This is a genomic window from Desulfofundulus thermocisternus DSM 10259 (assembly GCF_000686645.1).
Taxonomy (GTDB): Bacteria; Bacillota; Desulfotomaculia; order Desulfotomaculales; family Desulfovirgulaceae; genus Desulfofundulus; species Desulfofundulus australicus.
This window is the reverse complement of sequence record NZ_JMLG01000003.1, coordinates 87,640-112,439: the sequence shown is the minus strand read 5'-3', so window position 1 is coordinate 112,439 and position 24,800 is coordinate 87,640. Positions and strand designations below refer to the sequence as shown.

At 55.2% G+C, this 24,800-nt stretch carries 25 protein-coding genes, 1 riboswitch and 1 other annotated feature; of the genes, 24 read left to right on the top strand and 1 reads right to left on the bottom strand.

The window, feature by feature from the left end:
* Positions 1–10 precede the first annotated feature (10 nt).
* The 7 genes from sigE to nrdG all read left to right on the top strand — a co-directional run bounded on the left by sigE (position 11) and on the right by nrdG (position 6,261).
* Positions 11–742, top strand: a complete 732-nt coding sequence (gene sigE / locus BR83_RS0104610; RefSeq protein WP_051617891.1) for an RNA polymerase sporulation sigma factor SigE — start codon at positions 11–13, stop codon at positions 740–742.
* 118 nt (positions 743–860) lie between these two features.
* Positions 861–1,634 carry an RNA polymerase sporulation sigma factor SigG gene (gene sigG, locus BR83_RS0104605; RefSeq protein ID WP_027356091.1) on the top strand — a complete coding sequence of 258 codons (774 nt, stop codon included), beginning with the start codon at positions 861–863 and terminating at the stop codon, positions 1,632–1,634.
* Between the two features lie 116 nt (positions 1,635–1,750).
* Positions 1,751–2,539 carry a stage II sporulation protein R gene (spoIIR, locus tag BR83_RS15060; RefSeq protein ID WP_051617889.1) on the top strand — a complete coding sequence of 263 codons (789 nt, stop codon included), beginning with the start codon at positions 1,751–1,753 and terminating at the stop codon, positions 2,537–2,539.
* Between the two features lie 83 nt (positions 2,540–2,622).
* Entirely contained in the window at positions 2,623–2,919 is a 297-nt protein-coding gene (locus BR83_RS0104595) for a YlmC/YmxH family sporulation protein (RefSeq protein ID WP_027356090.1), read from the top strand.
* 238 nt (positions 2,920–3,157) lie between these two features.
* Positions 3,158–3,613 carry a transcriptional regulator NrdR gene (gene nrdR / locus BR83_RS0104590; RefSeq protein WP_027356089.1) on the top strand — a complete coding sequence of 152 codons (456 nt, stop codon included), beginning with the start codon at positions 3,158–3,160 and terminating at the stop codon, positions 3,611–3,613.
* Positions 3,614–3,705: 92 nt separating this feature from the next.
* Positions 3,706–5,724: an anaerobic ribonucleoside-triphosphate reductase gene (gene nrdD / locus BR83_RS0104585; protein WP_027356088.1), complete on the top strand. Its 2,019-nt coding sequence runs from the start codon at positions 3,706–3,708 to the stop codon at positions 5,722–5,724.
* A gap of 24 nt (positions 5,725–5,748) precedes the next feature.
* A complete protein-coding gene (gene nrdG, locus BR83_RS0104580; protein WP_027356087.1) occupies positions 5,749–6,261 on the top strand; it encodes an anaerobic ribonucleoside-triphosphate reductase activating protein in 513 nt (170 codons plus the stop codon).
* Between the two features lie 323 nt (positions 6,262–6,584).
* Here the strand turns inward: nrdG and BR83_RS0104575 are convergent, their stop codons facing one another.
* A complete protein-coding gene (locus BR83_RS0104575; RefSeq protein ID WP_027356086.1) occupies positions 6,585–6,815 on the bottom strand; it encodes an FmdB family zinc ribbon protein in 231 nt (76 codons plus the stop codon).
* A 194-nt stretch (positions 6,816–7,009) separates the two neighbouring features.
* On the opposite strand from BR83_RS0104575, the gene BR83_RS0104570 reads away from it, so the two are divergent.
* The 17 genes from BR83_RS0104570 to eam all read left to right on the top strand — a co-directional run bounded on the left by BR83_RS0104570 (position 7,010) and on the right by eam (position 24,573).
* Positions 7,010–8,572, top strand: a complete 1,563-nt coding sequence (locus BR83_RS0104570) for an MBL fold metallo-hydrolase RNA specificity domain-containing protein (protein ID WP_027356085.1) — start codon at positions 7,010–7,012, stop codon at positions 8,570–8,572.
* A 74-nt stretch (positions 8,573–8,646) separates the two neighbouring features.
* Positions 8,647–9,465: a peptidoglycan editing factor PgeF gene (pgeF, locus tag BR83_RS0104565; protein ID WP_242839625.1), complete on the top strand. Its 819-nt coding sequence runs from the start codon at positions 8,647–8,649 to the stop codon at positions 9,463–9,465.
* A gap of 29 nt (positions 9,466–9,494) precedes the next feature.
* On the top strand, positions 9,495–10,196 hold the full coding sequence (locus BR83_RS0104560) for a response regulator transcription factor (RefSeq protein WP_027356083.1): 702 nt from the start codon (positions 9,495–9,497) through the stop codon (positions 10,194–10,196).
* A gap of 3 nt (positions 10,197–10,199) precedes the next feature.
* Positions 10,200–11,591, top strand: coding sequence for a two-component system histidine kinase PnpS (gene pnpS / locus BR83_RS0104555; protein ID WP_027356082.1), 1,392 nt, complete (start codon positions 10,200–10,202; stop codon positions 11,589–11,591).
* A 32-nt stretch (positions 11,592–11,623) separates the two neighbouring features.
* Positions 11,624–12,385, top strand: coding sequence for a phosphate ABC transporter ATP-binding protein PstB (gene pstB, locus BR83_RS0104550; RefSeq protein WP_027356081.1), 762 nt, complete (start codon positions 11,624–11,626; stop codon positions 12,383–12,385).
* A 61-nt stretch (positions 12,386–12,446) separates the two neighbouring features.
* Complete coding sequence (phoU, locus tag BR83_RS0104545) at positions 12,447–13,106, top strand: phosphate signaling complex protein PhoU (protein ID WP_027356080.1); 660 nt, start codon at positions 12,447–12,449, stop codon at positions 13,104–13,106.
* An 84-nt stretch (positions 13,107–13,190) separates the two neighbouring features.
* Positions 13,191–14,096: an HlyD family efflux transporter periplasmic adaptor subunit gene (locus tag BR83_RS0104540; RefSeq protein WP_027356079.1), complete on the top strand. Its 906-nt coding sequence runs from the start codon at positions 13,191–13,193 to the stop codon at positions 14,094–14,096.
* Positions 14,083–14,799, top strand: a complete 717-nt coding sequence (locus BR83_RS0104535) for a YggS family pyridoxal phosphate-dependent enzyme (protein ID WP_322786309.1) — start codon at positions 14,083–14,085, stop codon at positions 14,797–14,799. Before BR83_RS0104540 ends, BR83_RS0104535 begins: the two co-directional genes overlap by 14 nt.
* Positions 14,800–14,816: 17 nt before the next feature.
* On the top strand, positions 14,817–15,248 hold the full coding sequence (locus tag BR83_RS0104530; RefSeq protein WP_034634503.1) for a cell division protein SepF: 432 nt from the start codon (positions 14,817–14,819) through the stop codon (positions 15,246–15,248).
* Positions 15,249–15,262: 14 nt separating this feature from the next.
* Positions 15,263–16,084 (top strand): pyrroline-5-carboxylate reductase, encoded by an 822-nt coding sequence (proC, locus tag BR83_RS0104525; protein ID WP_027356076.1) that lies wholly within the window; start codon positions 15,263–15,265, stop codon positions 16,082–16,084.
* A 12-nt stretch (positions 16,085–16,096) separates the two neighbouring features.
* Positions 16,097–16,360 carry a YggT family protein gene (locus BR83_RS0104520; protein WP_027356075.1) on the top strand — a complete coding sequence of 88 codons (264 nt, stop codon included), beginning with the start codon at positions 16,097–16,099 and terminating at the stop codon, positions 16,358–16,360.
* Between the two features lie 20 nt (positions 16,361–16,380).
* Entirely contained in the window at positions 16,381–17,169 is a 789-nt protein-coding gene (locus tag BR83_RS0104515; protein ID WP_027356074.1) for a YlmH family RNA-binding protein, read from the top strand.
* A 14-nt stretch (positions 17,170–17,183) separates the two neighbouring features.
* The gene (locus BR83_RS0104510) at positions 17,184–17,495 is read left to right on the top strand and encodes a DUF167 domain-containing protein (protein ID WP_027356073.1); all 312 of its coding nucleotides are present in this window, start codon (positions 17,184–17,186) and stop codon (positions 17,493–17,495) included.
* Between the two features lie 133 nt (positions 17,496–17,628).
* Positions 17,629–17,866, top strand: a binding site (T-box leader).
* Positions 17,867–17,928: 62 nt separating this feature from the next.
* Positions 17,929–20,709: an isoleucine--tRNA ligase gene (gene ileS / locus BR83_RS0104500; protein WP_027356072.1), complete on the top strand. Its 2,781-nt coding sequence runs from the start codon at positions 17,929–17,931 to the stop codon at positions 20,707–20,709.
* Between the two features lie 633 nt (positions 20,710–21,342).
* Positions 21,343–21,609 (top strand): hypothetical protein, encoded by a 267-nt coding sequence (locus tag BR83_RS0104495; protein ID WP_027356071.1) that lies wholly within the window; start codon positions 21,343–21,345, stop codon positions 21,607–21,609.
* Positions 21,610–22,131: 522 nt separating this feature from the next.
* Positions 22,132–22,926, top strand: coding sequence for a sporulation protein (locus BR83_RS0104490; RefSeq protein WP_027356070.1), 795 nt, complete (start codon positions 22,132–22,134; stop codon positions 22,924–22,926).
* Positions 22,927–22,999: 73 nt separating this feature from the next.
* Positions 23,000–23,165: riboswitch (cyclic di-AMP (ydaO/yuaA leader) on the top strand.
* 136 nt (positions 23,166–23,301) lie between these two features.
* Complete coding sequence (gene eam, locus BR83_RS0104485) at positions 23,302–24,573, top strand: glutamate 2,3-aminomutase (protein ID WP_034634532.1); 1,272 nt, start codon at positions 23,302–23,304, stop codon at positions 24,571–24,573.
* Positions 24,574–24,800 lie beyond the last annotated feature (227 nt).

Here is a 24,800-nt window from a genome sequence, read left to right as displayed (position 1 = left end):
GGGTGGAAATATGTCTTTGCCGCCAATTGTACAGTTGAAATGGCATTGCCGCCTGTTTTTGATCAGGTTGACAACCTGGCTGGGCTGGCGCCGTGAAGTATTTTATGTGGGCAGCAGTGAGGCGCTTCCACCACCCCTTTCCAACGATGAGGAATCTTTTTTAATCAACAAGCTGGAGGCCGGGGATACCGCCGTACGTACCGTGCTCATCGAACGCAACCTCCGCCTGGTGGTGTACATAGCCCGCAAGTTTGAAAATACGGGTGTGGGGATAGAGGACCTGGTTTCCATAGGAACCATCGGGTTGATAAAGGCGGTGAACACTTTCGACCCGGCCAAGAAGATTAAACTGGCCACCTATGCTTCCCGCTGTATTGAAAACGAAATTCTCATGTACCTGCGGCGCAACAATAAAACCAGGGCTGAAGTGTCTTTTGACGAACCTTTAAACATTGACTGGGAGGGCAACGAGTTGCTGCTCTCCGATGTCCTGGGTACGGAGAACGATATTATTTATAAATATATTGAGGATGAAATAGATAAAAAGCTCCTGTACATGGCGCTGAACAAATTGAGTGGCCGCGAACGCAAGATTATGGAGCTGCGGTTTGGTCTGAATAACGGGGTGGAAAAAACCCAGAAAGAAGTGGCCGATATGCTCGGTATTTCCCAGTCCTATATATCGCGGCTGGAGAAGAGAATAATCAAACGGTTGAAAAAAGAGATGCACCGGCTGGAATAAGATTCCGCTGTTCCCGGCAAGCCGGGTTTTTTTATTTATGTATAAGAGCAGGTAGCCGGGGTAATAATGAGGTTATGGCCAAGCGCAAAAAAATTTGAAAAGAGGTGGGCGGTCTTCCATGCTGCTGAACAAGGTAGAGATCAGTGGTGTGAACACCTCCAAGCTACCCCTGCTGACGGGGGCCCAGATGCGCCAGTTGTTCGAAGCAATGCATAATGGAGACCGGGAAGCCCGAACCCAGTTGATAAATGGCAACCTGCGCCTGGTACTTTCGGTAATCCAGCGCTTTACCAACCGCGGTGAATATGTGGACGACCTCTTTCAGGTGGGTTGCATCGGATTGATGAAGGCCATTGATAATTTCGACCTCTCCCAGAATGTCAAGTTTTCCACCTATGCAGTTCCCATGATTATTGGTGAAATCCGCCGTTATTTAAGGGACAATAACTCCATTCGCGTGAGCCGCTCTTTACGGGATATCGCCTATAAAGCCCTGCAGGTAAGGGATAACCTGGTCAACAAATATTCCCGCGAACCTTCGATTAATGAAATTGCCGGGGAGCTGAAGTTGCCCCGGGAAGAGATAGTTTTTGCCCTGGACGCCATCCAGGAGCCCATCTCCCTTTTTGAGCCCATATATCATGACGGAGGGGACCCCATTTTTGTCATGGACCAGATTAAAGATGAAAAGAACCACGATCAGAACTGGCTGGAGGGTATTGCCATAAGGGATGCCCTGGGGAGATTGAGCGAGCGGGAAAAATTAATTCTCACCCTCCGTTTTTATGAAGGTAAAACCCAGATGGAAGTGGCCGAAGAAATTGGCATTTCCCAGGCCCAGGTTTCCCGCCTGGAGAAAGCTGCCCTGAATAATATGCGTAAATATTTATAGGTACTGTCGTTCCTTTTTCATTTCCCCCTTTTGACAGCAACGTTTAAAGTGTCGAAATACGGGTAAAACTAGGATTAGAACAAACATTTGCAGATTGAATAATGGGGGAACAAGGAATGTTTTCACTAAAGCGGATCGGATTCTGGGTTTTACTGATGTGTATTTTACTGGCCGGGTGGGGCTGGTACCGGCAGGTTGTGGATTATCCCTACCGCCCCGATCATTTGATCCGCTTCCATGTTATGGCCAACAGCAATTCACCTGCCGATCAGGCTTTAAAATTGCGGGTCCGTGATGTTCTTGTGCAGGCCATGACCCCTTATTTCCAGCAGGCTGGCAGTGTGGAAGAAGCCAGGGCCATTGCCCGGGATAAGCTGGATTATATGGAGCAACTGGCCAGGCAAACCATTCGCGAGTCCGGTGCGGATTATCCCGTTACCGTATCGCTGGGGCGTTATCATTTTCCAGCCCGGACCTATCATGTGGCCGGTGCCGGACCGGGGGCAATTCACGACCTGATCCTGCCCGCCGGTGAGTATGAAGCGGTGCGGGTGGTTATCGGTAAGGGTGCGGGTGCCAACTGGTGGTGCGTGCTGTTCCCTCCCCTTTGTTTTGTGGATGTTCAGGATAACCGGCAGGAGCCGGAAGTAACCCGCGAACCGGCCGGGGATAAAAAGGATTTAACCCCGCCGGAGGAAGGTGCTGCCGGAAAGGCGGAACCGGCTTTTAAGTGGTCCGGGCCGCCCGCCGTGGCCACCCTGGCCCCTCCCCGTGAAGACAGCCGGGATGAAGGTGCTGTTTTGAAGGTAAATTCCCCCGATGGTACTACCGTGGAATTTCGCTTCCGCATCCTGGATTTCCTTGCCGGTACGCGTAGCTGGCTGGATCATCTCTTCCATGTTTAGGCTGCTGTGAACAATTTTTCAGCGCGTGCCCGGTTCAACCTGCCCGCCCGGTGGCATATAATATGCCAGGGGGTGCAGGGAAGGTGGTAAAGGTATCGGATCTGCGCATGCGGGAAGTGATCAATATTGCCGACGGGCGCCGCATGGGGCCAATTAAGGATATTGACATTGACCTGGAACAGGGGCGCGTCAGCGCCATCATTCTCCCCGGTCAGAGCAGCCGTTTTCTGGGTTTGTTCGGCCGGGAGGAGGAAATTATAGTTCCCTGGCATAAAATAAAAAAAATCGGCCTGGACGTAATCCTGATCGACCTGCGGGATATTACGGAAGTAAGGCCGGATAACAGTTCTGCGGGTAACGGGAAGGAAAGGTTTTTCTAAGGGCCCGCCGGCCGGTGATGTTTTCCCCTGGAAGGGGAGACAAGCATTCCGGATAAGGGAAAAATATGAAAAGGGTGCCTCCGGGGAACAGAGAAGGAGTAAATGATTTATGTTTGGTCAGGAGGTGCCCTTTTTGCGTTTTTGTTTTTACCCCAATATATAGTATAATATCTCTGCCAGCTGTACTACATATATAAAAATCCGTTCCAGGCCTGTGATAAGAGAGTGGTGAGGCAGCGTGCGCTGTCCCTTTTGCGGTTTTTCGGAAAGCCGGGTGCTGGATTCCCGTCCGGCGGAGGACGGTTACTCCATCCGCCGCAGGAGGGAATGTGCAGGTTGTGCCCGGCGTTTTACCACCTATGAAAGAGTGGATGAACTGCCCCTGGTGGTGGTCAAGAAGGACGGCCGGCGGGAGGTTTTCAACCGTAACAAGCTCCTGGCCGGACTGGTGAAGGCCTGCCAGAAACGTCCCGTATCCATGACCACCCTTGAGGCCATGGTGGACGAGGTGGAGCGCACATTGCGCAGCACGGCGGAGCTGGAGGTTTCCAGCCGGCAAATTGGCGAGATGATTATGGACCGGCTGCGGGTTCTGGATGGGGTGGCCTACGTGCGCTTTGCCTCCGTTTACCGGGAGTTCCGGGACGTGGAGGAATTTTTGCGGGAAATCCAGCGTCTGTCCGAAAAACCGTAAGCGAGCCGTTATTTGCAGCTGGTGTATTCAGTTAATCATTAAATTTTAATCGTAGCATTTTTTCACATCAGGTTATAGAGGAGGCTGCCAGCTTGTTTAAGGTTATCCGGAAGCGGGATGGGCGGGAAGTGCCCTTTGACGAGACCAAGATTACCGATGCCATCTTCAAGGCTGCCCGGGCGGTGGGGGGCGAGGACCGCCAGACGGCCATGGAGCTGACCATTGAAGTTCTCAAGATGCTGAAGAAAAAGTACAACGGCCAGGTTTTTGGCGTGGAAGATGTTCAGGATGTGGTGGAAAAGGTGCTCATTGAGGCCGGTCACGCTCGCACCGCCAAGGCTTACATCCTTTACCGGGATAAACGAACCCGCATCCGGGAGGCCAAGGGCGACTTAATGGATGCGGTGGAGGAAATCCTGGCTGAAACCAACCGGGAAAATGCCAATGTGGGTAATTCCCCTTCGGCGAAAATGCTGCAGATTGCCAGTGCCGCCAGCAAGAAATATTATCTCACCCGCCTCCTGGATGAGGATTTTTCCGGCGCCCACATGCGGGGGGATATCCACATTCACGATCTCGACTGGTACGCCAAAACCCTGAACTGCCTGCAGATACCGCTGGACAGGCTCCTAACGGAGGGTTTTAACACCGGTCACGGCTATATCCGGCCTCCCAGGCGGCCCACCTCGGCCACGGCCCTGGCAGCAATTATCCTGCAGAGCTCACAAAATGACATGTTCGGGGGGCAGTCCTTTCCTTTCTTTGACCGGCAGATGGCTCCCTTTGTGGAGAATGCGGATGAAAACGAGACATACCAGGCCATGGAAGCGCTGGTGTACAACCTTAATTCCATGCATTCCCGGGCCGGGAGCCAGGTGCCATTTTCCAGCATCAACCTGGGCACCGACACTTCCGAGGCCGGTCGCAAGGTAACCCGCAACCTGCTTCTGGCCTATGAAGCCGGGCTGGGGCGGGGGGAAAATCCCATTTTCCCCAATATCATCTTCCGCCTCAAAAAAGGGGTTAACTTTGAGCCGGGAGATCCAAACTATGACTTATTCCAGCTAGCTATCCGGGTAGCCAGTAAGAGGCTGAATCCATCCTTTGCCTTTATGGATTCTTCTTTCAACCGTCCTTACGGGGACCAGGTGGCCTACATGGGCTGCCGCAGCCGGGTGATGGCCAACCGGAGGGGTCCGGAAGTGACGCCGGGAAGGGGTAATTTGTCCTTCACCACCATCAACCTTCCCCGGCTGGGTATTAAAGCCGAGCGGAATATCAAGCGGTTTTATGAGCTCCTGGCGGAGGTTATGGAGCTGGCCATAAGGCAGCTTTATCACCGGTTCCGGGTACAGGCCAGGCTCAGGGTTAAGGACATGCCCTTTGTCATGGGACAGGGGCTCTATCTCGGTTCGGAGGGTCTGAAGGAAGAGGACTGTATCGAGCCGGCCATTGTCAACGGTACCCTGGCCGTGGGGTTTATCGGCCTGGCCGAAGCCCTGGTAGCCCTGACCGGCCAGCATCACGGCCAGAGCGAGGAATCCCAGGCCCTGGGCCAGGAGATTGTAGCCTTTATGCGCCGGCGCATTGATGAGGCCTGTGAGGAGTACAACCTGAACTATACCCTGCTGGCTACACCGGCCGAAGGGCTCTCCGGGCGGTTTGTACACCTGGACCGGCGGGAGTTCGGTATTATTCCCGGGGTGACAGACCGGGAATATTACACCAATTCATTCCATATACCGGTTTATTATCCCATAAGCAGTTTTGAGAAGATCAGCCTGGAGGGGCCGTACCACAAGTACTGCAACGCCGGGCACATCAGCTATGTGGAAATGGCCTCGCCGCCGGTACATAACCTTGAGGCGGTGGAAGCCATCATTCGGCACATGGCGGCCTGCGACATGGGTTATGCGGCCATTAACTTCCCGGTGGATTTCTGTACCGGATGCAACCTGACGGGTGTGATCAATGAAAGCACCTGCCCCCGCTGCGGGTCGGCTGCCATCCGGCGGGTGCGGCGGATAACCGGTTATCTTTCCACCGTGGATCGTTTCAATGACAGCAAGGTGGCGGAATTGAACGACCGCCTGCCCCACAGCCTGCGTTAGAGATTTTTCGCGGGAGAGATGAACATGCGCTTGCGCGTAGCCGGGATAATTGAAGAAAGTGTGGTGGACGGGCCCGGCCTGCGGCTGGTGGTTTTTGTCCAGGGCTGTCCCCATCGCTGTCCCGGTTGCCATAATCCCCACACCTGGGACCCGGCCGGGGGCACCCTGATGGAGGTGGAAGAAATCCTGGCCATGGTTAAAAGGAATCCCCTGTTAAAAGGGGTAACCCTTTCCGGGGGTGAGCCCTTTGCCCAGGCCGGTGCCCTCGCTGTTCTGGCCCGGCAGGTGCGTGCCCTGGGCCGGGATGTAATTACGTATACAGGTTATACCTGGGAGAAGCTCCTGGAACTGGCCGGGAGGGACGGGGCGGTAAAAGAGCTGGTGGAGCTTTCCGATTATATTGTGGATGGACCTTTTATCCAGGAAAAAAGGGATCCGGAACTACCCTTCCGCGGCTCCAGCAACCAGCGGGTGATCGATGTACCCGCATCCCTGGCCTGCGGGCGGGTGGTCATTGCCCCGTGGGGTGGACAGTAAAAGAGAACGGGGCAGGTACCATGGCGGTACCTGCCCTTTGACTGTAGATAAATTACATCCGCGATGTGCCCTGGTTTTACCCGTCGCTCCCGGTCGTTTCGCTGGCCGGGCCCTGGGCCCCGGCTCCGGTCTTCGGCGGGTACCGGCCACATTCACACCTCCTGTGTTCAGGTGGCCTCCGCGGACGTCCTGTCCGCGGCCCCGCCTCGTCCCGTCGCCCTGGCCCGGCCCGGCGGCGCTCACTCCAGGTCGCTTCTCCTTTAAAACCAGGGCACATAAAGAGCTGGTCAACCATCTGAAAAGGGGCCTGTCGGCCCCTTTTTTCAGTGCCCGCAGGTGGCGCAGCTTCCTCCGGAGCAGCCGCTGCAACTACTGCCGCTGCCGGAGCTGCCGCCCGCATCCCGGTTGCCCGGTGAGGCGAAGCTGCTCATAACCCGTTCCGCGCCGGTGGCCCGGCATGCCGGGCAGACCTGGTGTTCTCCACCTTCTCCCAGCGAGCATAATTTTTCAAAGCGGTGACCGCAGGTATGACAGCGAAATTCGTAAATGGGCATCTGGTAACACTCCTTTCTCCATGGACGGGCCGGACTCCCCGGCTATTTTTAGCTTACGCCGCAGATTGTCCCCTGTCAAGGCAAGCTTTTTCACCCGTCCGGGGAGGGATTGGCCGAGGGGAGAGGGAATTATTAAAAAAAGGGAGTAGTAATTGAATAGCCGAAAGAATAAATAAGCAGTTAGGAGGATTTACATGCGCGTTCGTTTTTTGGGAGCCGCGCAGACGGTTACAGGCTCCTGTTTTCTCCTGGAAACAGGTCCCATCAGGATAATGGTGGATTGCGGGATGTTCCAGGGGCCCCGGGCTTTACGGGAGCGTAACTACCGCCCTTTTTCTTTTTCGCCACTCAGTGTGGATTATGTTCTGCTTACCCACGCCCATATAGATCACAGCGGTTTGATTCCCAAACTGGTGAAGCATGGTTTTCGCGGAAAGATTCTGGCTACCCCGGCTACCATCGATCTGTGCGCCGTCATGCTGCCCGACAGCGGGCATATCCAGGAAATGGAGGTGGAAAGGCTTAACCGCAAGGCTGCCCGGGCCGGCCGCCCGCTCATAGAACCAATTTATAACGTTGAGGACGCCCACCGGGCCATGAATTTTTTTCAACCAGTCGATTACGGCCAGACGGTGAATCTTACCAAAGAGATCAGCGTACGCTTTTTGGAAGCGGGACACATCCTTGGTTCGGCCATGGTGGAGCTTACGATAAAGGAAGGGGCGCAGGAATCCAGGCTTCTTTTTACCGGCGATCTGGGGAGAAAAAATAAGCCTTACCTGAACGACCCTTCGTATGTTGAACATGCCGATTTTATCTTTTTGGAATCAACCTACGGTGACCGCCTGCATGCGGAACAGGAGGAGCATTTGAACCTCCTGCACGATATTATCTGGGAAACTTATCGCAAGGGCGGTAATTTAATTATTCCTGCTTTTGCTGTGGAGCGTACCCAGGATTTAATTTATGATCTCAATCTCCTGATTACCAGCAACCGTTTCCCGCCCATGAAGGTTTATATTGATAGCCCCATGGCGGTGGCGGCGACGGAAGTTTTCAAGAAATACAGGCCTTATTTTGACTCTGAAACCCAGGAGCTCATGGCTAGTGGAAAGGACCCCCTGACCATGGCCGCCCTGGAGTTTGCCCGCACCACCGAAGAATCCGTGGCCCTGAATAAGATAAAAAGCGGTGCCATCATTATCTCGGCCAGCGGTATGTGCGAGGCCGGCAGGATTAAGCACCACCTGCGCCATAACCTGTGGCGTCCCGAGTGCACCGTTTTATTTGTTGGCTACCAGGCCCCGGGAACCAAGGGCCGCAAGATAAAGAACGGGGCCAAATTTGTGCGCCTGCACGGGGAAGAAGTGGCCGTACGGGCAGACATCAGGAGTATCGATAGCTATTCCTCCCATGCGGATAAGGAGGAACTGCTGGATTGGCTGGGGCACCTGCAAAAACCGCCTCAAAAAGTTTTCCTGGTTCATGGAGAACCTTCCTCCATGAGTGCCCTGGCCCGGGATATAGCCCTGCGCTACGGTTTTGCGGTGCACATCCCCGTGCTCGAGGAAGAAGTCCAGCTTACCCCGGCCCTGCCGGTGGGTGAGGAGGAACTGCGCCGGGCATATGATGCTGTGGCCAGCCGCCTGCAGGATGTGCTGGCCAGCGGCCTGGGCAGGGGATATTATAGGGAGATAGTGGAACAGCTGGATCATTTGAACGCCTTGCTGGCATCCATTCAAAAGCAGGCCCAATAATTTTATTATTGCCTGCATGAGGGTAGAAAGCTTAAAATTAATCAAACAAAAATCAAGCGGGAGGATTGACTCTGGTGGTCCCTTACCTGTGGCAGGAAAAGGGAATGGTTAAATGGCTGGCCTGGAAGGCCTTTCTGGATACCGGCCTGGTGAGCCACGGCTTTACCGCCCGCCATGGCGGTACCAGTACCGGGGAGTTCGCTACTTTAAATATGGCCCTGCACGTGGGTGATGATCCCGAACAGGTATTGAGCAACCGGGAGCGGGCCTGCCGGGCTATGCATATAAACCCCGCCCACCTGGTGGCCGGCCAGCAGGTACACGGGGACCGGGTGGCGGTGGTGGGAGTGGAACACCGGGGCCGGGGAGCCCGCACCCAGGAAGACGCCCTGCCGGCCACCGATGCCCTGATTACCGGTGAGCCCCTGGTCCCCCTGTCCAGTTACTACGCCGATTGCGTGCCGGTTTTTCTTCTTGACCCGGTCCGGCGGGTGGTCGGCCTGGCCCATGCCGGCTGGAGGGGAACCTTTCTTGATATTGCGGCCAAAACGGTGGAAGCCATGGGCCGTTTCTTCGGCACCCGGCCGGCGGATTGCCTGGCGGGCATCGGCCCTTCCATCGGGCCCTGCTGCTATGAAGTGGATGCACCTGTGGCTGACCTTTTTAAAGAGCATTTTCCGCTCTGGCAGGAGCTCTTAACATCCAATCCATCGGGCAGGTGGCAGATGAACCTCTGGGAAGCCAACCGGCGCATCCTCCTAAAAGCAGGTCTTTTACCGGAAAATATTTTTACGGCCGGTATCTGCACCTGTTGCCGGCAGGATCTCTTTTTCTCCTACCGGGGCAGTGGCGGTCGAACGGGGAGGATGGCGGCCCTGCTCATGCTGACCTGAAAGCTTTTTTACCGGGGGAGGGTGAGTATATGGCTAAGATCCTGGTGGTCGATGACGAGGAACATATCCTCGAGCTGATACGTTTCAACCTGGAGAAAGAAGGTTACCAGGTGGTGACCGCTACCGATGGGAATACGGCTGTGGAAATAGCTCGCTCCCAGCGGCCCGATCTCATCCTCCTGGATGTAATGCTGCCGGAGCAGGATGGGCTGGCCGTCTGCCGGATCTTACAGCAGGAAGCTGCCACCCGCCGCATTCCGGTTATTATGATCAGCGCCCGGGGGGATGAACTGGATAAAGTCCTGGGTCTGGAAATGGGAGCCGATGATTACGTGACCAAGCCCTTCAGTCCCCGGGAGCTGGTGGCCCGGGTTAAAGCTCGCCTGCGCCGGTCCGGGGAAGACAGGCGTGCTCACCACCGTGGAGGGAGGCTGGTTCGCGGCCGGCTGGTAATTGATCCGGAACGTTTTCTGGTCACCATTGACGGTGTAAAGCAGGATCTGACCCCGAAAGAGTTCGAGTTGCTCCGCCTGCTGGCCAGTGAACCGGGAAGGGTATTTTCCCGGGATTACCTCCTGGAACAGATCTGGGGTTACGACTATACCGGTGATTCCCGGACGGTGGATGTTCACATCCGCCATATCCGCCAGAAGCTGGAGCAGGTACCCGGTGCCCCCCAGTATATTGAAACGGTGCGCGGGGTGGGTTATCGTTTCCGGGAGGTGCCTTAGAGGGTGAAGCTCAACTTCCTGCAGGGTGTATCCTGGCGGCCGGTGGTCAGTTATTTTTTCCTTATGGTTATCTTTTTTGCCCTCCTGCAGCTCTATGCCGCCAAAAAGTTGAGCGTCCTGGGGGCCTTGTTAATCATCCTGCCCCTATCGGTATTGCTGGCCTGGCTTTTATACCGGAGGGTTATCGGCCCGTTAAATGAAATAATTGCCGCGGCCAGGGATATGGCCCGGGGTAACCTGGACCGGGAATTGCACCTGTGTACACCCGATGAAATAGGAGAACTGGCCCGCAGTATTAACGAAATGGCCCGGCAGCTGCGGGAAACTATAGCTATGATTACCGAGGAAAAGAACAGGGTGCGGGCCATTTTGAACAGTATGGCCGACGGTGTAATTGCCCTGGACCGGGATGGTCGCGTGCTGCTTATAAACCCGGTGGTAGAAGAAATTTTTGATTTAAGGGAGGAGGCCTGCCTGGGGAAAAAAATCCTGGGGGTTATCCGTAACTATGACCTTGAGCGCCTCCTGAGCAGGACTCTGGAGTCGCAAAACTCCACCAGTGAGGAAATAAAAATTCTGGGGGCCGGCTCGGAGCCGCGTTTCTTTCGCCTCCAGGCCACCCCTCTGAAAGGTTGCCACGGGGAAACAGGCGGGGTAGTGGTGGTCCTTAGGGATATCACCGAACGCAAAAAGCTGGAGCAAATGCGAACCGAGTTTGTGGCCAACGTTTCCCATGAGCTGCGCACCCCTTTAACCTCCATTAAAGGATTTCTGGAAACCCTGCTCGACGGGGCGATTGATGATCCCGGGGCATCCCGTCATTTCCTGGAAATAATAAGCCAGGAAACAGAGCGCCTGACCCGCCTGGTTGATGAGCTGCTCAACCTGTCTAAAATAGAGGAACGGCGGGTGGTGCACCGCTGGCAGCGGGTGAACCTGGCGGACATTATCAGCCGCGTGGTCTCCCTCTTCCGGCCCCGGGCAGGGGAAAAATCGCTCACTCTCTCCCTGGAAGTACCCCGGGACCTGCCTGCGGTTTACGGTGACCCCGATATGCTCGCCCAGGTGTTGATTAATTTGCTGGATAATGCCGTTAAATATACCCCGCCCCGGGGCAGCATAACCATCCGGGCCATGGTCCGGGGGGATCAATTGAGGGTGGAAGTGGAGGATACCGGCATCGGTATTCCAGCTGAAAGCCTGCCCCGGGTTTTTGAGCGCTTCTACCGGGTGGATAAGGCCCGTTCCAGGGAACTGGGGGGGTATGGGATCGGCCTGGCTATTGTGAAGCATATTATCCGGGCCCACGGCGGGAAAATTGATGTGCAAAGCACGCCCGGGAAGGGAAGCCTGTTTTTCTTCACCCTGCCCCTGGCAGAAAATGTATCCGGTTAAAGCAGCAGAAAAGTTCATGTGGGGGTGCCCTGATGGAGAACCGGGTAAAAATTGATATTAAGAATTTAAACCTCTATTATAAGGATTTTCAAGCTTTAAGGGATATAAATTTAAGCATTCAGGCCAACAAAATAACTGCCCTTATTGGCCCTTCCGGTTGCGGCAAATCAACCTTCCTGCGCACCTTGAACCGGATGAATGATCTTGTCGAGGGTGTGCGGGTTGAAGGCCGGGTCCTGCTGGACGGCCAGGATATTTACGCTCGTGATGTGGATGTGGTTCACCTGCGCAAGCGGGTGGGCATGGTCTTCCAGCGCCCCAACCCCTTCCCCATGTCCATTTATGATAACGTGGCCTACGGTCCCCGGGTTCACGGTATTAAGAACCGGCGGCTGCTGGACGAAATTGTTGAAAGAAGCCTGCGGCAGGCGGCCCTGTGGGATGAAGTGCGGGACCGCTTGTTCAAGTCGGCCCTGGGTCTTTCCGGCGGCCAGCAGCAGCGCCTCTGCATTGCCCGCCTCCTGGCGGTGGAACCGGAGGTCCTGTTGATGGACGAACCCAGTTCCGCGCTGGATCCCATTTCCACTTTAAAAATAGAAGAATTGATTCAGGAGCTGAAAAAAGACTATACCATTGTTATTGTGACCCATAACATGCAGCAGGCCGCTCGGGTTTCGGATATTGCCGCGTATTTTTTAAACGGTGAAGTGGTGGAATGGGGGGCAACGGAAGAAATTTTCACCCGTCCCAGGGATCGGCGTACGGAAGATTACATTACCGGAAGATTCGGTTAATTATATTTACTGTATTCTGGCTTCCAGGGGATAAAGTTTATATTTTCCGGGAGGGATGACCGTGAGTCCCCGTTCTTCCTTTGAAAGGGCCCTGGCCGAACTTCAGCAGGACATCCTGCGCATGGCCAGCCTGGTGGAGCAGGCCATTTACGATTCAGTACAATCCCTGATCAGGCTCGACGTGGCCGGTGCGGCCCAGGTAATTATGAGCGATGAAATGATTGACGAACTTTACCTGGAAATTGAGGATAAGTGCGTCAAGTTAATTGCTACCCAGCAACCCCTGGCCCGGGATTTGCGAGTGGCCATTACCGGGATCAAGATTCTTTTGAGCCTGGAGCGAATGGCCGACCATGCGGTGGATATTGCCCGGGCTACCATGTGCCTGAGCGGCCAGCCTTTAACAGTAAAATGCCTGGATTATATCCCGCGGATGGCCCGGCTTGCCCAGCAGATGGTCAAGGACGGGCTGGATGCCTATGTCAATGGCGATGTCCAGAAAGCCAGGGAGATGTGCGCCCTGGACGACGAGGTGGATTATATTTTTGCCAGGGTGTTCCGGGAACTGGTCAACAGCATGAGGGAAGATCCCCGGACGGTAATGCAGTCGGCCTACCTTTTATATGTCAGCCGCTATCTGGAAAGAATAGCCGATCATGCCACCAATATCGGGGAAGCGGTTATCTACCTGGTTACCGGTGAGCGCTGGGAGCTGAACTGATTCTTAACTTTGGCGCAGGATTTACCCCGGGAAACGTCGAATAAATCAAGTTGCATCTACATCCAGGTTTGGCAGGTGACGGGATTGACTTCCCTGCCCCGGATCAGAAGAATATATTTCCTGGTCATCCTTGTCCTGATTCTCATGTTTTACCTGTGGAATCTGGTCAGGGTTCGGCTGGTAGATATAGAGTGGTTGAAGGAGGACAGGATTTCCCGCACCATGGCCACCTCCGGGTGGCTGATCAAGGAAGAACAGTTGCTTCTCTCACCGGGGAGGGGCCAGTTAAGACTGCTGGTGGATGATGGGGAAAGGGTGCGGGCCGGCGCTCCGGTGGCAGAAGTCATCCTCTCACAGAACGGTGGTGCAGGGGAAAAACGGGTTGTTTACGCCCCCCGGGGAGGGGTTTTTTGCAACCATATTGATGGCCTGGAAGAGGTGCTGCGGCCCGCAAATGCATTGAAAATGGAAGCCGTGGAAAAACTGGAAGTAAAACCCGTTTCTCCCGTTACCGGGAGCAGGGTGGAAAAGGGAGAGCCGGTGGGCAAGCTGGTGGATAACCTTTCCGGTATATGGTACTGGTGCCGCGTTGATGGGGAAGGAAACCGGGCGGTAAAATGGCCTGCCGGTCAGCAGGTGGTTATCCTGTGGCAGGGGCGGCCGGTGGAGGCCCGTCTGGAGAAGATTGCCGGAGAGGAAATGCTTTTTCTGTTACCCGCTTATCCCGGTGACCTGATTCACCGGCGCCAGGTTCAGATGGAGCTGAAGGTAGGGGAACTGTCCGGATATGTAGTACCTTCCCGGGCGCTGGTGAAAAGGGGGGAGGAGCAGGGAATTTATATTGTCTCCCGCCGCCGGGTCGCGTGGGTTCCCGTACGGGTCCTGGGGGGAACACCGGAACGGGTAATTATTACCGGGGAGCAGCTGTCTGCCTGCACCCGCTACGTGGCCAACCCGTTCTGGGTACGGGAAGGCGATGAACTGGAGTGAGGAGCTGGAGGGACGGATATTGGGAGTAAGGGAGAACCTTGCCCGTGTATGGGAACAGGTAGCAAGGGCAGCACTCAAAACCGGCCGGGATCCCGGTTCGGTTAAACTGGTGGCCGTAACCAAGAATGTTTCCCTGGAAGTCATGCAAGAAGCCCTGGCGGCAGGAATAAAAGTTTTTGGTGAAAACCGGGTGCAGGAACTGGTGGCCAAACAGCCCCGTCTGCCGGGAGATATTGAATGGCATATGATCGGGCATTTGCAAACCAATAAGGTAAAGTATATTATTGGTAAGGTGAGCCTGATCCATTCCCTGGACAGCCTGCGCCTGGCCCGGGAAATCAGCCGCCGGGCCCGGGAACGGGGGCTGGTGGCGGAAGTTCTGGTTCAGGTGAATATTTCCGGGGAAGAAACCAAATACGGTGTGCCGCCGGGAGAGGTAAAAAGCTTTATTGAAGAAGTGGCCGGCCTGGAGGGTGTCCGCGTGCGCGGGTTAATGACCATCGCTCCCTTTGTTTCCGATCCCGAGCAGGTGAGACCGGTTTTCAGGGAGCTGAACCGGATGGCCGGCTGGCTCAAGCGGGAATTGCCGGGATTGCCCCTGGATTATTTATCCATGGGGATGAGCAATGATTTTACCGTAGCCGTGGAAGAAGGGGCAAACATCATCCGGGTGGGTAGCGCCATTTTTGGCCCCCGACCATAATTCCAGGAGGGATAACCATGGCCAGGAAACTGGTGGACAAAGTCTTGGGTTTTATGGGTTTTGAAGAGGAGCCCGTGGAGGAAGAGGAAAAGGAGCATTTCCGGGAAGAAGATCCGGTGCCCCAGGTAAAGCGCAAGGGCCAGGTTTTCAGCCTGCACACCCAGCGCCAGGTGCGGGTTATTGTGGCCGAACCCAGGGTCTTTGAAGATGTGCAGGCTATAGCCGATCATTTGAAAAACCGTCGCCCGGTGGTGGTTAACCTGGAGAGGGCGGAAAGCGATCTGGCCAGGCGCATAGTGGATTTTATCAGCGGCGCCACTTACGCGCTGAACGGGAGCATGCAAAAAGTGGGTAATGGAATTTTTCTCTTCGTTCCCAGCAACATGGATATTGCAGGAAACATTAAAGAATATGGGGAACGGGGAATTTTCCCCTGGAAAGATGAATAACGGGGGTGTTCTTTTTGCCGTTAACGGGACTCGCCATTGGCTGCCTGGGGGGCGGGGCCATGGCCCAGGCCCTGCTTACGGGGTTGATTAAAAGCGGTATTCAGGCCCGTAACCTGTATGTGAGCGATACCCGCCACGAGAGGCTGGATTACCTGAGCCGGGAGCTGGGCGTTAATGGACGGGAGAGTAACAGGGATCTGGTCAGGGAGTCGGATGTGGTTATCCTGGCGGTTAAGCCCCAGGTGGTGGAGGAGGTTTTAAAAGAAACGGGGGACCTGTTCCAGCCCCGGCAAACGCTGATTTCTATTGCCGCCGGTATCACTACCCGGTTCATTGAAAAATTTCTCCCTGAGCCGGTACCGGTAATTCGCGTTATGCCCAATACGCCGTGTCTTTTGGGGTGCGGGGCCAGTGCCCTTTGCTCCGGCACCAATGCCGGCGACCGGGACCGGGAGCGGGCGAGAGCCATTTTCAGCGCCGTCGGCCGGGCGGTAGAAGTACCGGAAGGGTTGATGGATGCTGTAACAGGACTCAGTGGCAGCGGGCCCGCCTATATGTATGTTATCCTGGAGGCGCTGGCTGATGCAGGGGTGCGGGTAGGCCTCCCCCGGGATGTGGCTCTTCTGCTCAGTGCCCAGACCATGCTGGGGGCAGCCCAGATGGTCCTGGAAACCAGTGAACACCCCGGCCGCCTTAAGAATATGGTTACCACCCCGGGAGGGACGGCCATTGCGGGTGTTTATGCCCTGGAAGAGGGAGGGTTACGGGTAACCCTTATGCGGGCGGTAGAAGAAGCCACCCGCCGTTCCCGGGAACTGTCCGAGGGATTAAAATAAAAGGAGAGCGTCATGAGCCTGGAACGTATTATTAATGTCGCCTTTCAGGTATACACCTGGTTAATTTTTATCCGGATTATTTTATCTTTTATCCGTCACAACCCCTATCATCCTCTGATCCGCTTCATTTACGAAATTACCGAACCTGTACTGGGGTTTTTCAGGCGTTTTATTCCCCCTGTGGGTATGCTTGACTTTTCACCCCTGGTAGCCTTTTTTGCGTTGGAACTGCTGCGCCAGATAATCCTCAACGTGATCCGGGCACTGGGATTGTAGGACCAGAAGGATGTGAAGACGTGCTGGACAAGGAGTTTTTGCTCTGCCATGCCAGGAACCAGGAGGAAAAAGAGATGCTGGCCAGGATTTATGACCTGGTACAGCAGGTTTTACGTACCCGGCAGCCCCGGGTAACCGATTTCCTTGATCCCTATCACGCCGGTCTGGTGGATATGGCCCTGAAGAGGGTTCCCGATCTGGCAGCCGGAAGCGACGGCGGTTACCCGGCTGCCGAAAGGGTGCGCGTGCTTATTTATCCCGATTACCTGGAGCCCCGGGAGGAAGACTGGCAGCTGGCGTACCTTTCGCTGCGGGGCTCCTTTGCAGAGCAGGAGCTCAGCCACAGGGATTTTCTCGGGGCCCTGCTCTCCCTGGGCCTGCGCCGGGAGAAAATTGGAGACATCCTCCTGCATAACGACCGGGCTCAGCTGGTGGTGGCTGCCGAAGTGGCACCTTTCGTGCAATCCCAGCTGACCAGGGTGGGTTCCGTCCCTGTGACTGTGGAGGAGATTTCCCGGGAGCAGATCTGCCCTCCCCCCCGGCGGGTCAGGGAAATCAAGGCCACCGTTCCTTCCCTGCGCCTGGATGTGGTGGCAGCCGCCGGCTTTGGCACTTCTCGCACCAGGATGGCCCGGGAAATTACCGCCCAGCGGGTTAGCGTGAACTGGCAGGTCTGCACTGAACTTTCACGAACGGTGCGGGAGGGGGATATTATTTCCGCCAGGGGACGCGGTCGGGTTCAGGTGACCCGTGTCACAGGAACGACCAGAAGCGGCCGCCTGGCGCTTATCCTGCACCGGTATGTTTAACGGGTGGCGGTTTTATGGTCTTCCTGCGTGAAGAAAAGGAAGCGGTGGTTTTTAAGGTGCGCGTTCAGCCCCGGGCAGCCAGGAATGAGCTGACCGGGCTGCATGAAGATGCCCTGAAAATACGCCTCACGGCCCCCCCTGTGGAGGGGGAAGCCAACGAAGCCCTGCGTGATTTTCTGGCCCGGCTGCTGGGGGTGCCCAGGTCGCAGGTGGAAATTGTGGCCGGGCAAAAGGGACGCAGCAAGTTAATCAGGGTAAAGGGCATTGCTGCCGGGAGGATACTTTCCCTGCTGGAAACCACCACCGGCGCCAGGAACAACGGATAAAATGGTCGCTGTTCCGGCACGCCAGCGAGCGGCCTTTGAGCCGGGGAGAAATTAAACTTAACCCCGGCCTAACCGGCCCGTAAGATTGACGCTGGCCCTGTTTTTGTGTATAATACTCCTTGTTTTAAAGCTGTTAAAGCCTGTGAACGGGACGAGTAGCCCGGCACTCCTGTTACAGAGAGCCCGGGGAAGCTGGAAACGGGTACAGGGGTCCGCGGTGAAAATCACCCGGGAGGTTCCGGCTGAACGGCGGGTAACCGCCCAGTAAGCCCGGACGGTCAGCCACCGTTACCGGCAAAATGAGGGGACAGGTAGAAAGGCCTTTTTACCTGTCTAGAAGGGTGGTACCGCGGGAATATCCCGTCCCTTTGGGGCGGGCTTTTTCTATTTGGGGGACATGCTTGAGGACTAATGTTAGCCTGAGGTGGTGCGGATGGATTACAGCCAGACTTTGAACCTGCCCAAAACTGATTTCCCCATGCGGGCCAATCTGCCCCAGCGGGAACCAGAGATCTTGAAGTTCTGGGATGAAATTAATATTTACCGCCTGGTACAGCAAAAGAATGCCGGCCGGCCCAAGTTTATCCTGCATGACGGGCCGCCCTACGCCAACGGGCACATCCACCTGGGGACTGCCCTGAACAAGGTGCTCAAGGATATTGTGGTTAAATATCACTCCATGGCTGGCTATGATGCCCCCTATGTTCCCGGGTGGGATACCCACGGGCTGCCCATAGAACAGCAGGCCATTAAGAGCCTGGGGTTGAACCGGCATGCCGTTCATCCCGTGGAGTTCCGGCGCAGGTGTAAAGAATACGCTTTAAAATTTGTGGATATCCAGCGCCAGGAGTTCAAGCGCCTGGGTGTGCGAGGGGATTGGGAACATCCCTACCTCACCCTGATGCCCCACTATGAGGCCGCGCAGATAGGTGTTTTCGGAGAAATGGCCCGCCGGGGTTACATTTATAAGGGCTTGAAACCCGTTTACTGGTGCGCTACCTGTGAAACTGCCCTGGCCGAGGCGGAAGTGGAGTATCAGGATAAAAAGTCCCCCTCCATCTATGTTTCTTTTCCCGTTAAAGATGGAAGGGGCCGCTTGCCGGTTGGTAGCCAGGTGGTTATCTGGACCACCACTCCCTGGACGTTGATTGCCAATGTCGCCGTTTGCCTGCACCCGGAATTTGCCTATGCCCTGGTGGCTGCCGGTGCAGAGAAGTACGTGGTGGCCAGGGAACTGGTGCCTTCATTTGCCCGGGCCGTCGGCCTGGAAGAATGGACCGTTATAGAAGAGTTTACGGGGAAAGACCTGGAGGGTGTGGTTTTAAAGCACCCCTTTATCGAGCGGGATTCTTTAGTCATTTTAGGCGATCACGTTACCCTGGATGCCGGAACCGGTTGCGTGCATACGGCTCCCGGTCACGGCCATGAAGACTACCTGGTAGGGCTGCAGTATGACCTGCCCATTCTTTCTCCCGTTGATGGCCGGGGATATTTCACCGGGGAAGCGGGGCAGTTTGCCGGCCAGTTTTATGCGGAGGCCAACGATAATATTATTGCCGAGCTAAAAGCCAGGGGCAAGCTGCTCAATAGCGGTACCATCAGCCACCAGTACCCCCACTGCTGGCGCTGCAAGAAGCCTGTCTTTTTCCGGGCCACAGAACAGTGGTTTGCTTCCATTGAAGGCTTCCGCAAGAAGGCCCTGGAGGCTATCCGCCAGGTGCGCTGGATTCCGGCCTGGGGAGAAGAGCGCATTTATAATATGGTGGCCAACCGCAGCGACTGGTGTATCTCCCGCCAGCGGACCTGGGGTGTACCCATACCCATTTTCTATTGTCAGGCCTGCGGAAAAGAGATTATTACCCCGGAAACCATATCCCACCTACAGGGGTTGTTCAGAGAACATGGCTCGGATATCTGGTTCATGAAGGAAGCGGCGGAATTGCTCCCTCCCGGTTTCAAATGCCCGTTCTGCGGGGCCGGTGAGTTTACCAGGGAAACCGACATTATGGATGTCTGGTTTGATAGCGGTACTTCCCATGTGGGTGTGCTGGAGCAGCCGGATATATGGCCGGAACTGAGCTGGCCGGCGGATCTCTACCTGGAAGGTAGCGATCAGCACCGGGGCTGGTTCAACAGTTCCCTTTCCACGGCGGTGGCTGTGCGGGGCCAGGCTCCCTACCGGGCCGTACTCACCCATGGTTTTGTGGTTGACGAGCAGGGCCGCAAGATGAGCAAGTCATTGGGGAATGTTATCGATCCTATGAAGATCGTCGAGCAAATGGGAGCCGATATTTTACGCCTCTGGGTGAGTTCGGCGGATTACCGGGGTGACCTGGCGGTATCGCAGAACATCCTCAAGCAGATGACGGAAGCTTACCGTAAAATCCGCAATACCTGCCGGTTTTTGCTGGGGAACCTTTATGATTTCGGCCCCGGTGATCAGGTGCCCTATGAACAGCTTCCGGAAATGGATCGCTGGGCCCTTTTACGCCTGCACCGGATGATAGAACGGGTACTGGCTGCTTACAGGGATTATGAGTACCATGTGGTTTTCCACACCATTCATCATTTCTGTACCGTTGACATGAGCGCGCTGTATCTGGATATGATCAAAGACAGGCTTTATACCACTCCCGCCCTTTCCCTGGAGCGCCGGGCGGCTCAAACCGTGCTTTACCAGGTGTTGCATGCCCTGGTACGCCTGCTTACGCCCATTCTGGCCTTTACTACGGAAGAAATCTGGCGTTATGCTCCCAAAGAAAAGGATGCGCCGGTAAGTGTTCAGCTAACCGACATGCCCCGGGTCAATGAAGATTACCTGGATCCGGAACTGGAGACCCGGTGGGAGCGCCTGCTGGCGGTACGGGGCGAGGTTACCCGGTCCCTCGAAGCAGCCCGCAGGGAAAAGCTAATCGGTAACTCCCTGGAGGCGGCGGTGATATTATATGCCCGGGGGGAATTATATGATTTCCTCTCCGGGGTGGACGAGCTGCCGGCAATTTTCATCGTTTCCGCCGTGGAGCTGAAAAGGTGGGACGGGGACTTGCCCGAAAAAGCAATGGCTTCGGAGATGATTCCCGACCTGGCGGTGGCGGTGGAAAGGGCGCCGGGGAAAAAGTGTGAGCGCTGCTGGATGTACCACCCCGGGGTCGGACAGCATCCGGAACACCCCACCTTATGCCCCCGTTGCGCAGGGGTTATAACCGGGCAGTAAATAAAGAAACCCTTCTCCGTGGAGAAGGGTTTCTTTTTCGAGCCGGTAACAGCCTTCGCTACAGCCATTACAGATCCCTGCATAGCCCACGATAACCTTTCGGCTGTCGCAAACCATTACGGAACCCGTAATGACCTTTGCTCGACCATTACAGATACCTGGGAAGCCTGGTACAATCTCTCGACTGCACCAAACCTCTCTTTTTTGTCAATGACAAAAGCTGTTTGTCAGATGACAAAAACTGCCGGCACCTGTAATGATCTTAGCTCGATCGCTGAACATTCCTTACGACCCGGCAGTAATCCTTCGGACCGCTGCCGAGCCTGCCGGGACATCCAGCGATCTGCCCGCCGGCTGGTAGCGAGCCCTGTGACCCGCTACCAACCTTTGGCCGGCTGCTACAGAGCCATTTTTAAGTGACCCTGTAGCAGTCTTGGCTCGGCCATTACCGACCCTGTTGCTCATATTATTACCCCTTTCTTAACGGATATACACCGGGGCAAACGGTAAATATAGCCATTAAGTATTAAAATTGCTATGCGAAAAACGGTTATCTCCCGGTTACCATTGAACGTTTGATCCTGCCTGCTGGAGGAACTGATCTGGTTACTGGGCTGTACCCTGCTGGCTCAGGTGCAGGCCGAGCTTTCCTCCCGGGACGGGCGGATCACACGTCTGGCTCCGCTGCGTTCCGTGGGTGACCGGGTACACCTGCAGGTTTGTCTGTGCGATGGCGGACGTCCGGAATTCTGCCTTCCCGTGGCTTTGCCCCTCAGGGCTGTTCAGGAAAGAGATGTGGGCAGCCTTGCCTCCCAGATTCTCTGGGCGACCGAGCATGGTTTACGGGTAGCAATAGTGGAACCTCTGGAATCCAGCCGCTCCTTCCGGATAACGGCTTGACCTGCCCCTCCGGGGCAGTTTCAGACTACCGACAAACTTCCTATGTGCCCTGGTTTTAAAGAGGAGCGACCTGGAGTGAGCGCTGCCGGGCCAGGCCCGGGCGACGGGATGAGGCGGGGCCGCGGACCGGATGTCCGCGGAGGCCACCTGAACACAGGAAGTGTGAATGTGGCCGGTACCCGCCGAAGACCGGAGCCAGGGCCTTTTGGCCCGGCCAGCGATACGACCGGGAGCGACGACTAAAACCAGGGCACATCCTGGAAACACTTTCTCTACAAGCTGCCTGCCCCTCCGGGGCAGTTTTATTTTAGAAAAATCAGGACGGATGAAGATTATCTGAGGAAGACAGAAATGGGGGGAGAGGGGTTATAACTATGATGGGATGCTGTTAAAAAGCGGGACCGGATGGTCCGGCGGCCATAACCGGAGGAGCAACATTACGGAAGGGTAGCAGCAGGAAATGTTTTCTCCGGGAGCGAATAATTAACAAAAGTCCGGTAAGCGGGGGGAGGGTGGGGATCTTTGAGCCTGTGGAACAATATAAAAGGTAAAATTTTCGATCTTTCCCTGGATGTTCATTTACCTGCCCTGGAATATGTCCAGGGTGGAACAGTACAGGGGGAAGTTTCTCTGAAAGCGGCGAAAATCTCCCGGCGTATAAGGGGGATCAGGTTGGAACTGCTGGAAGAATGGTGGGAAGGAGAGGAAAGTGAGAAAGGGCGTCACCAGAAAAGGGAAGTTACGGCCAGAATGGATCTGGCCGGGGAAGCAGTTATTTATCCTGATAAAGGGTTGAACATCCCTTTCACCCTGCGCCTGCCCCTGAACCTGGCCATCAGCAGCTCTCATCACCACTGTTATTTACGGATTCAGGTCCTGGTTCCTCTTGCCCCCGATCTCACCCGTATGATTGAGCTGAATATAAAGCCGGCACCGGCCATAACTGCCGTTTGGGAAGCTTTATCCTGGCATCTGGGGTTTGCCTCCTGTGGTCTCATCTCTACCTCCCGGCAGCAGGTATTTAAATTCTGTTCCGGCCCGGGTACACCGGCAGATTTCCGTCATATTGAGGATATAGAAATGATCTTTGAAAACGAGAAGGACGGCCTGCGCATTCACATGAAGGCCAAGGTGAACCTGCTGGGAAACTTTGATGCCGATAATTATTTTACATTGTTTATTCCTTACGAGGAAATGTTCCGTAAAGACGGTACGCCAGCACATCAATGTATCGGAGAAAGGATCATCCGCCGCCTGCTGGACTCTTTAAAGCCGGTGGGCCAGAGCCTTTTAACGGGTCGTGAACCCCGGTGTTAAAATAAAAACCATTTACAATTGCTCCGGAAAATGATAAAATTTAAGGAAAGTTAGTTAACAAAATAAATATTTTATGTCCTGAACGCTTAATTCTTTACCCGAAAGAAGCGGAGGACCCATTTCCTGGGGTGAATCCCCCTGGAGAGGAGGCGTGATAGTGCGCCCGTTTTCCCGGGGGTAGGGTTATCCTTTCAACCCGAACCCGACAGCTAACTTCGTAAGCGTGGAAGGGAGGACATATGTGCTCGGGGTGGCACGGGTTACACCCATGTGCCTGTGCTGTCCCGATGACGGGTTCACTTTCTTCTGCCCCAGGAAAAATATTCCTGGGGCTATATTTTTCCATAAGGGGGGGTATAAATGGCTATTTTCCCAATGCCTCCAGCAGGATTTGACATCGCAGAAAAACAAAACGTTTCAGCCGAGGAAAAACGCCGGATTTCACTGCAACGGGCGCAGGAACTGAAGGAAAGCATCCGTGACTACCTCCAGGTTAAGGATAAGATCCCGACCGGACTTGATCTGGTCGAGCAGCTGGAAGCAGCCCGGCAGAAAATCCTTTCAATCTTTAAGGCTGGAAAAGAGCAGTGGGCTGACTGGCACTGGCAGATGGCTCATCGCATTACCACCGTTGAGCAGTTAAGCCAGATTGTAGATCTGACACCCGAGGAACAGCAGAGTATTGCCAGGGTGGGGAAACGCTTCCGGTGGGCAATATCTCCCTATTATGCCAGCCTGCTGGCCGTTGACCGGCCCGGGGGGCCCATATGGCTGCAAGCCGTGCCCCAGGAGGCGGAATTGACCGATAATGGCGGTAGCGATGATCCCATGGCCGAGGCTTTTACCAATCCGGCTCCGGCCATAACCCGTCGTTACCCCGACCGGTTGATTATCAATGTAACCAACCAGTGTGCCATGTACTGCCGCCATTGCCAGCGGCGCCGTAATATCGGGGAAATAGACCGGCACCAGCCCAGGGAAGTTCTCAAGGCTGCCCTGGATTACATCCGTAGTAATCCTGAAATCCGGGATGTGCTGATTACTGGCGGGGATGCCCTGCTGTTAAGTGATCGCTGTCTGGACTGGTTGTTAAGCGAACTTGACGCCATTCCCCATGTGGAGATAAAGCGCATTGGAACCAGGGCCATAGTAACCATGCCCCAGCGCATTACCCCCGCGTTATGTGCCATCCTGGAAAAACACCCGCCCATTTACATCAACACCCAGTTCAATCATCCCCTGGAGATTACGCCGGAAGTGAAAGAAGCCTGCGATCGCCTGGTTAAGGCGGGTGTGGTTCTGGGCAACCAGGCGGTACTGCTGAAAGGGGTTAACAACAATCCCCATGTAATGAAAAAACTCAACCAGGCGCTCCTGCGCATCCGGGTTCGTCCCTATTACATCTTCCACGCCAAAGAGGTCAGGGGAACCAGGCATTTTATTACCAGCGTGGATGAGGGTATAGAGATTATGGAAAAATTGAGGGGGTATACCTCCGGCCTGGCTGTGCCGACCTATATCATCAATGCCCCCGGCGGGCTGGGGAAAACCCCTGTACTGCCCAGGTACCTGGTCTTCCGGGATGATAAGCACGTCATCTTCCGTACCTGGGAGAAAAAAATTATCTCTTATCCCAACCACCGTTAAAGGTAATCGCCGGTGACAAACTTCCCAAGTGCCCTGGTTTTAAAGGAGGAGCGACCTGGAGTGAGCGCTGCCGGGCCAGGCCACGTGCCGCGGACAGGATGTCCGCGGAGGCCACCTGAACACAGGATGTGTGAATGTGGCCGGTACCCGCCGAAGACCGGAGCCGGGGCCTTTTGGGCCCGGCCAGCGATACGACCGGGAGCGACGACTAAAACCAGGGCACATCC

Coding starts and splice junctions, on each gene's coding strand:
- spoIIR (WP_051617889.1), top strand. CDS start 1,751: ATGTTTTCACTAAAGCGGATCGGATTCTGGGTTTTACTGATGTGTATT.
- BR83_RS0104560 (WP_027356083.1), top strand. CDS start 9,495: ATGGCTAAGATCCTGGTGGTCGATGACGAGGAACATATCCTCGAGCTG.
- pstB (WP_027356081.1), top strand. CDS start 11,624: ATGGAGAACCGGGTAAAAATTGATATTAAGAATTTAAACCTCTATTAT.
- BR83_RS0104530 (WP_034634503.1), top strand. CDS start 14,817: ATGGCCAGGAAACTGGTGGACAAAGTCTTGGGTTTTATGGGTTTTGAA.
- BR83_RS0104520 (WP_027356075.1), top strand. CDS start 16,097: ATGAGCCTGGAACGTATTATTAATGTCGCCTTTCAGGTATACACCTGG.
- sigE (WP_051617891.1), top strand. CDS start 11: ATGTCTTTGCCGCCAATTGTACAGTTGAAATGGCATTGCCGCCTGTTT.
- nrdG (WP_027356087.1), top strand. CDS start 5,749: ATGCGCTTGCGCGTAGCCGGGATAATTGAAGAAAGTGTGGTGGACGGG.
- BR83_RS0104510 (WP_027356073.1), top strand. CDS start 17,184: ATGGTCTTCCTGCGTGAAGAAAAGGAAGCGGTGGTTTTTAAGGTGCGC.
- BR83_RS0104570 (WP_027356085.1), top strand. CDS start 7,010: ATGCGCGTTCGTTTTTTGGGAGCCGCGCAGACGGTTACAGGCTCCTGT.
- BR83_RS0104535 (WP_322786309.1), top strand. CDS start 14,083: ATGAACTGGAGTGAGGAGCTGGAGGGACGGATATTGGGAGTAAGGGAG.
- sigG (WP_027356091.1), top strand. CDS start 861: ATGCTGCTGAACAAGGTAGAGATCAGTGGTGTGAACACCTCCAAGCTA.
- ileS (WP_027356072.1), top strand. CDS start 17,929: ATGGATTACAGCCAGACTTTGAACCTGCCCAAAACTGATTTCCCCATG.
- BR83_RS0104575 (WP_027356086.1), bottom strand. CDS start 6,815: ATGCCCATTTACGAATTTCGCTGTCATACCTGCGGTCACCGCTTTGAA.
- eam (WP_034634532.1), top strand. CDS start 23,302: ATGCCTCCAGCAGGATTTGACATCGCAGAAAAACAAAACGTTTCAGCC.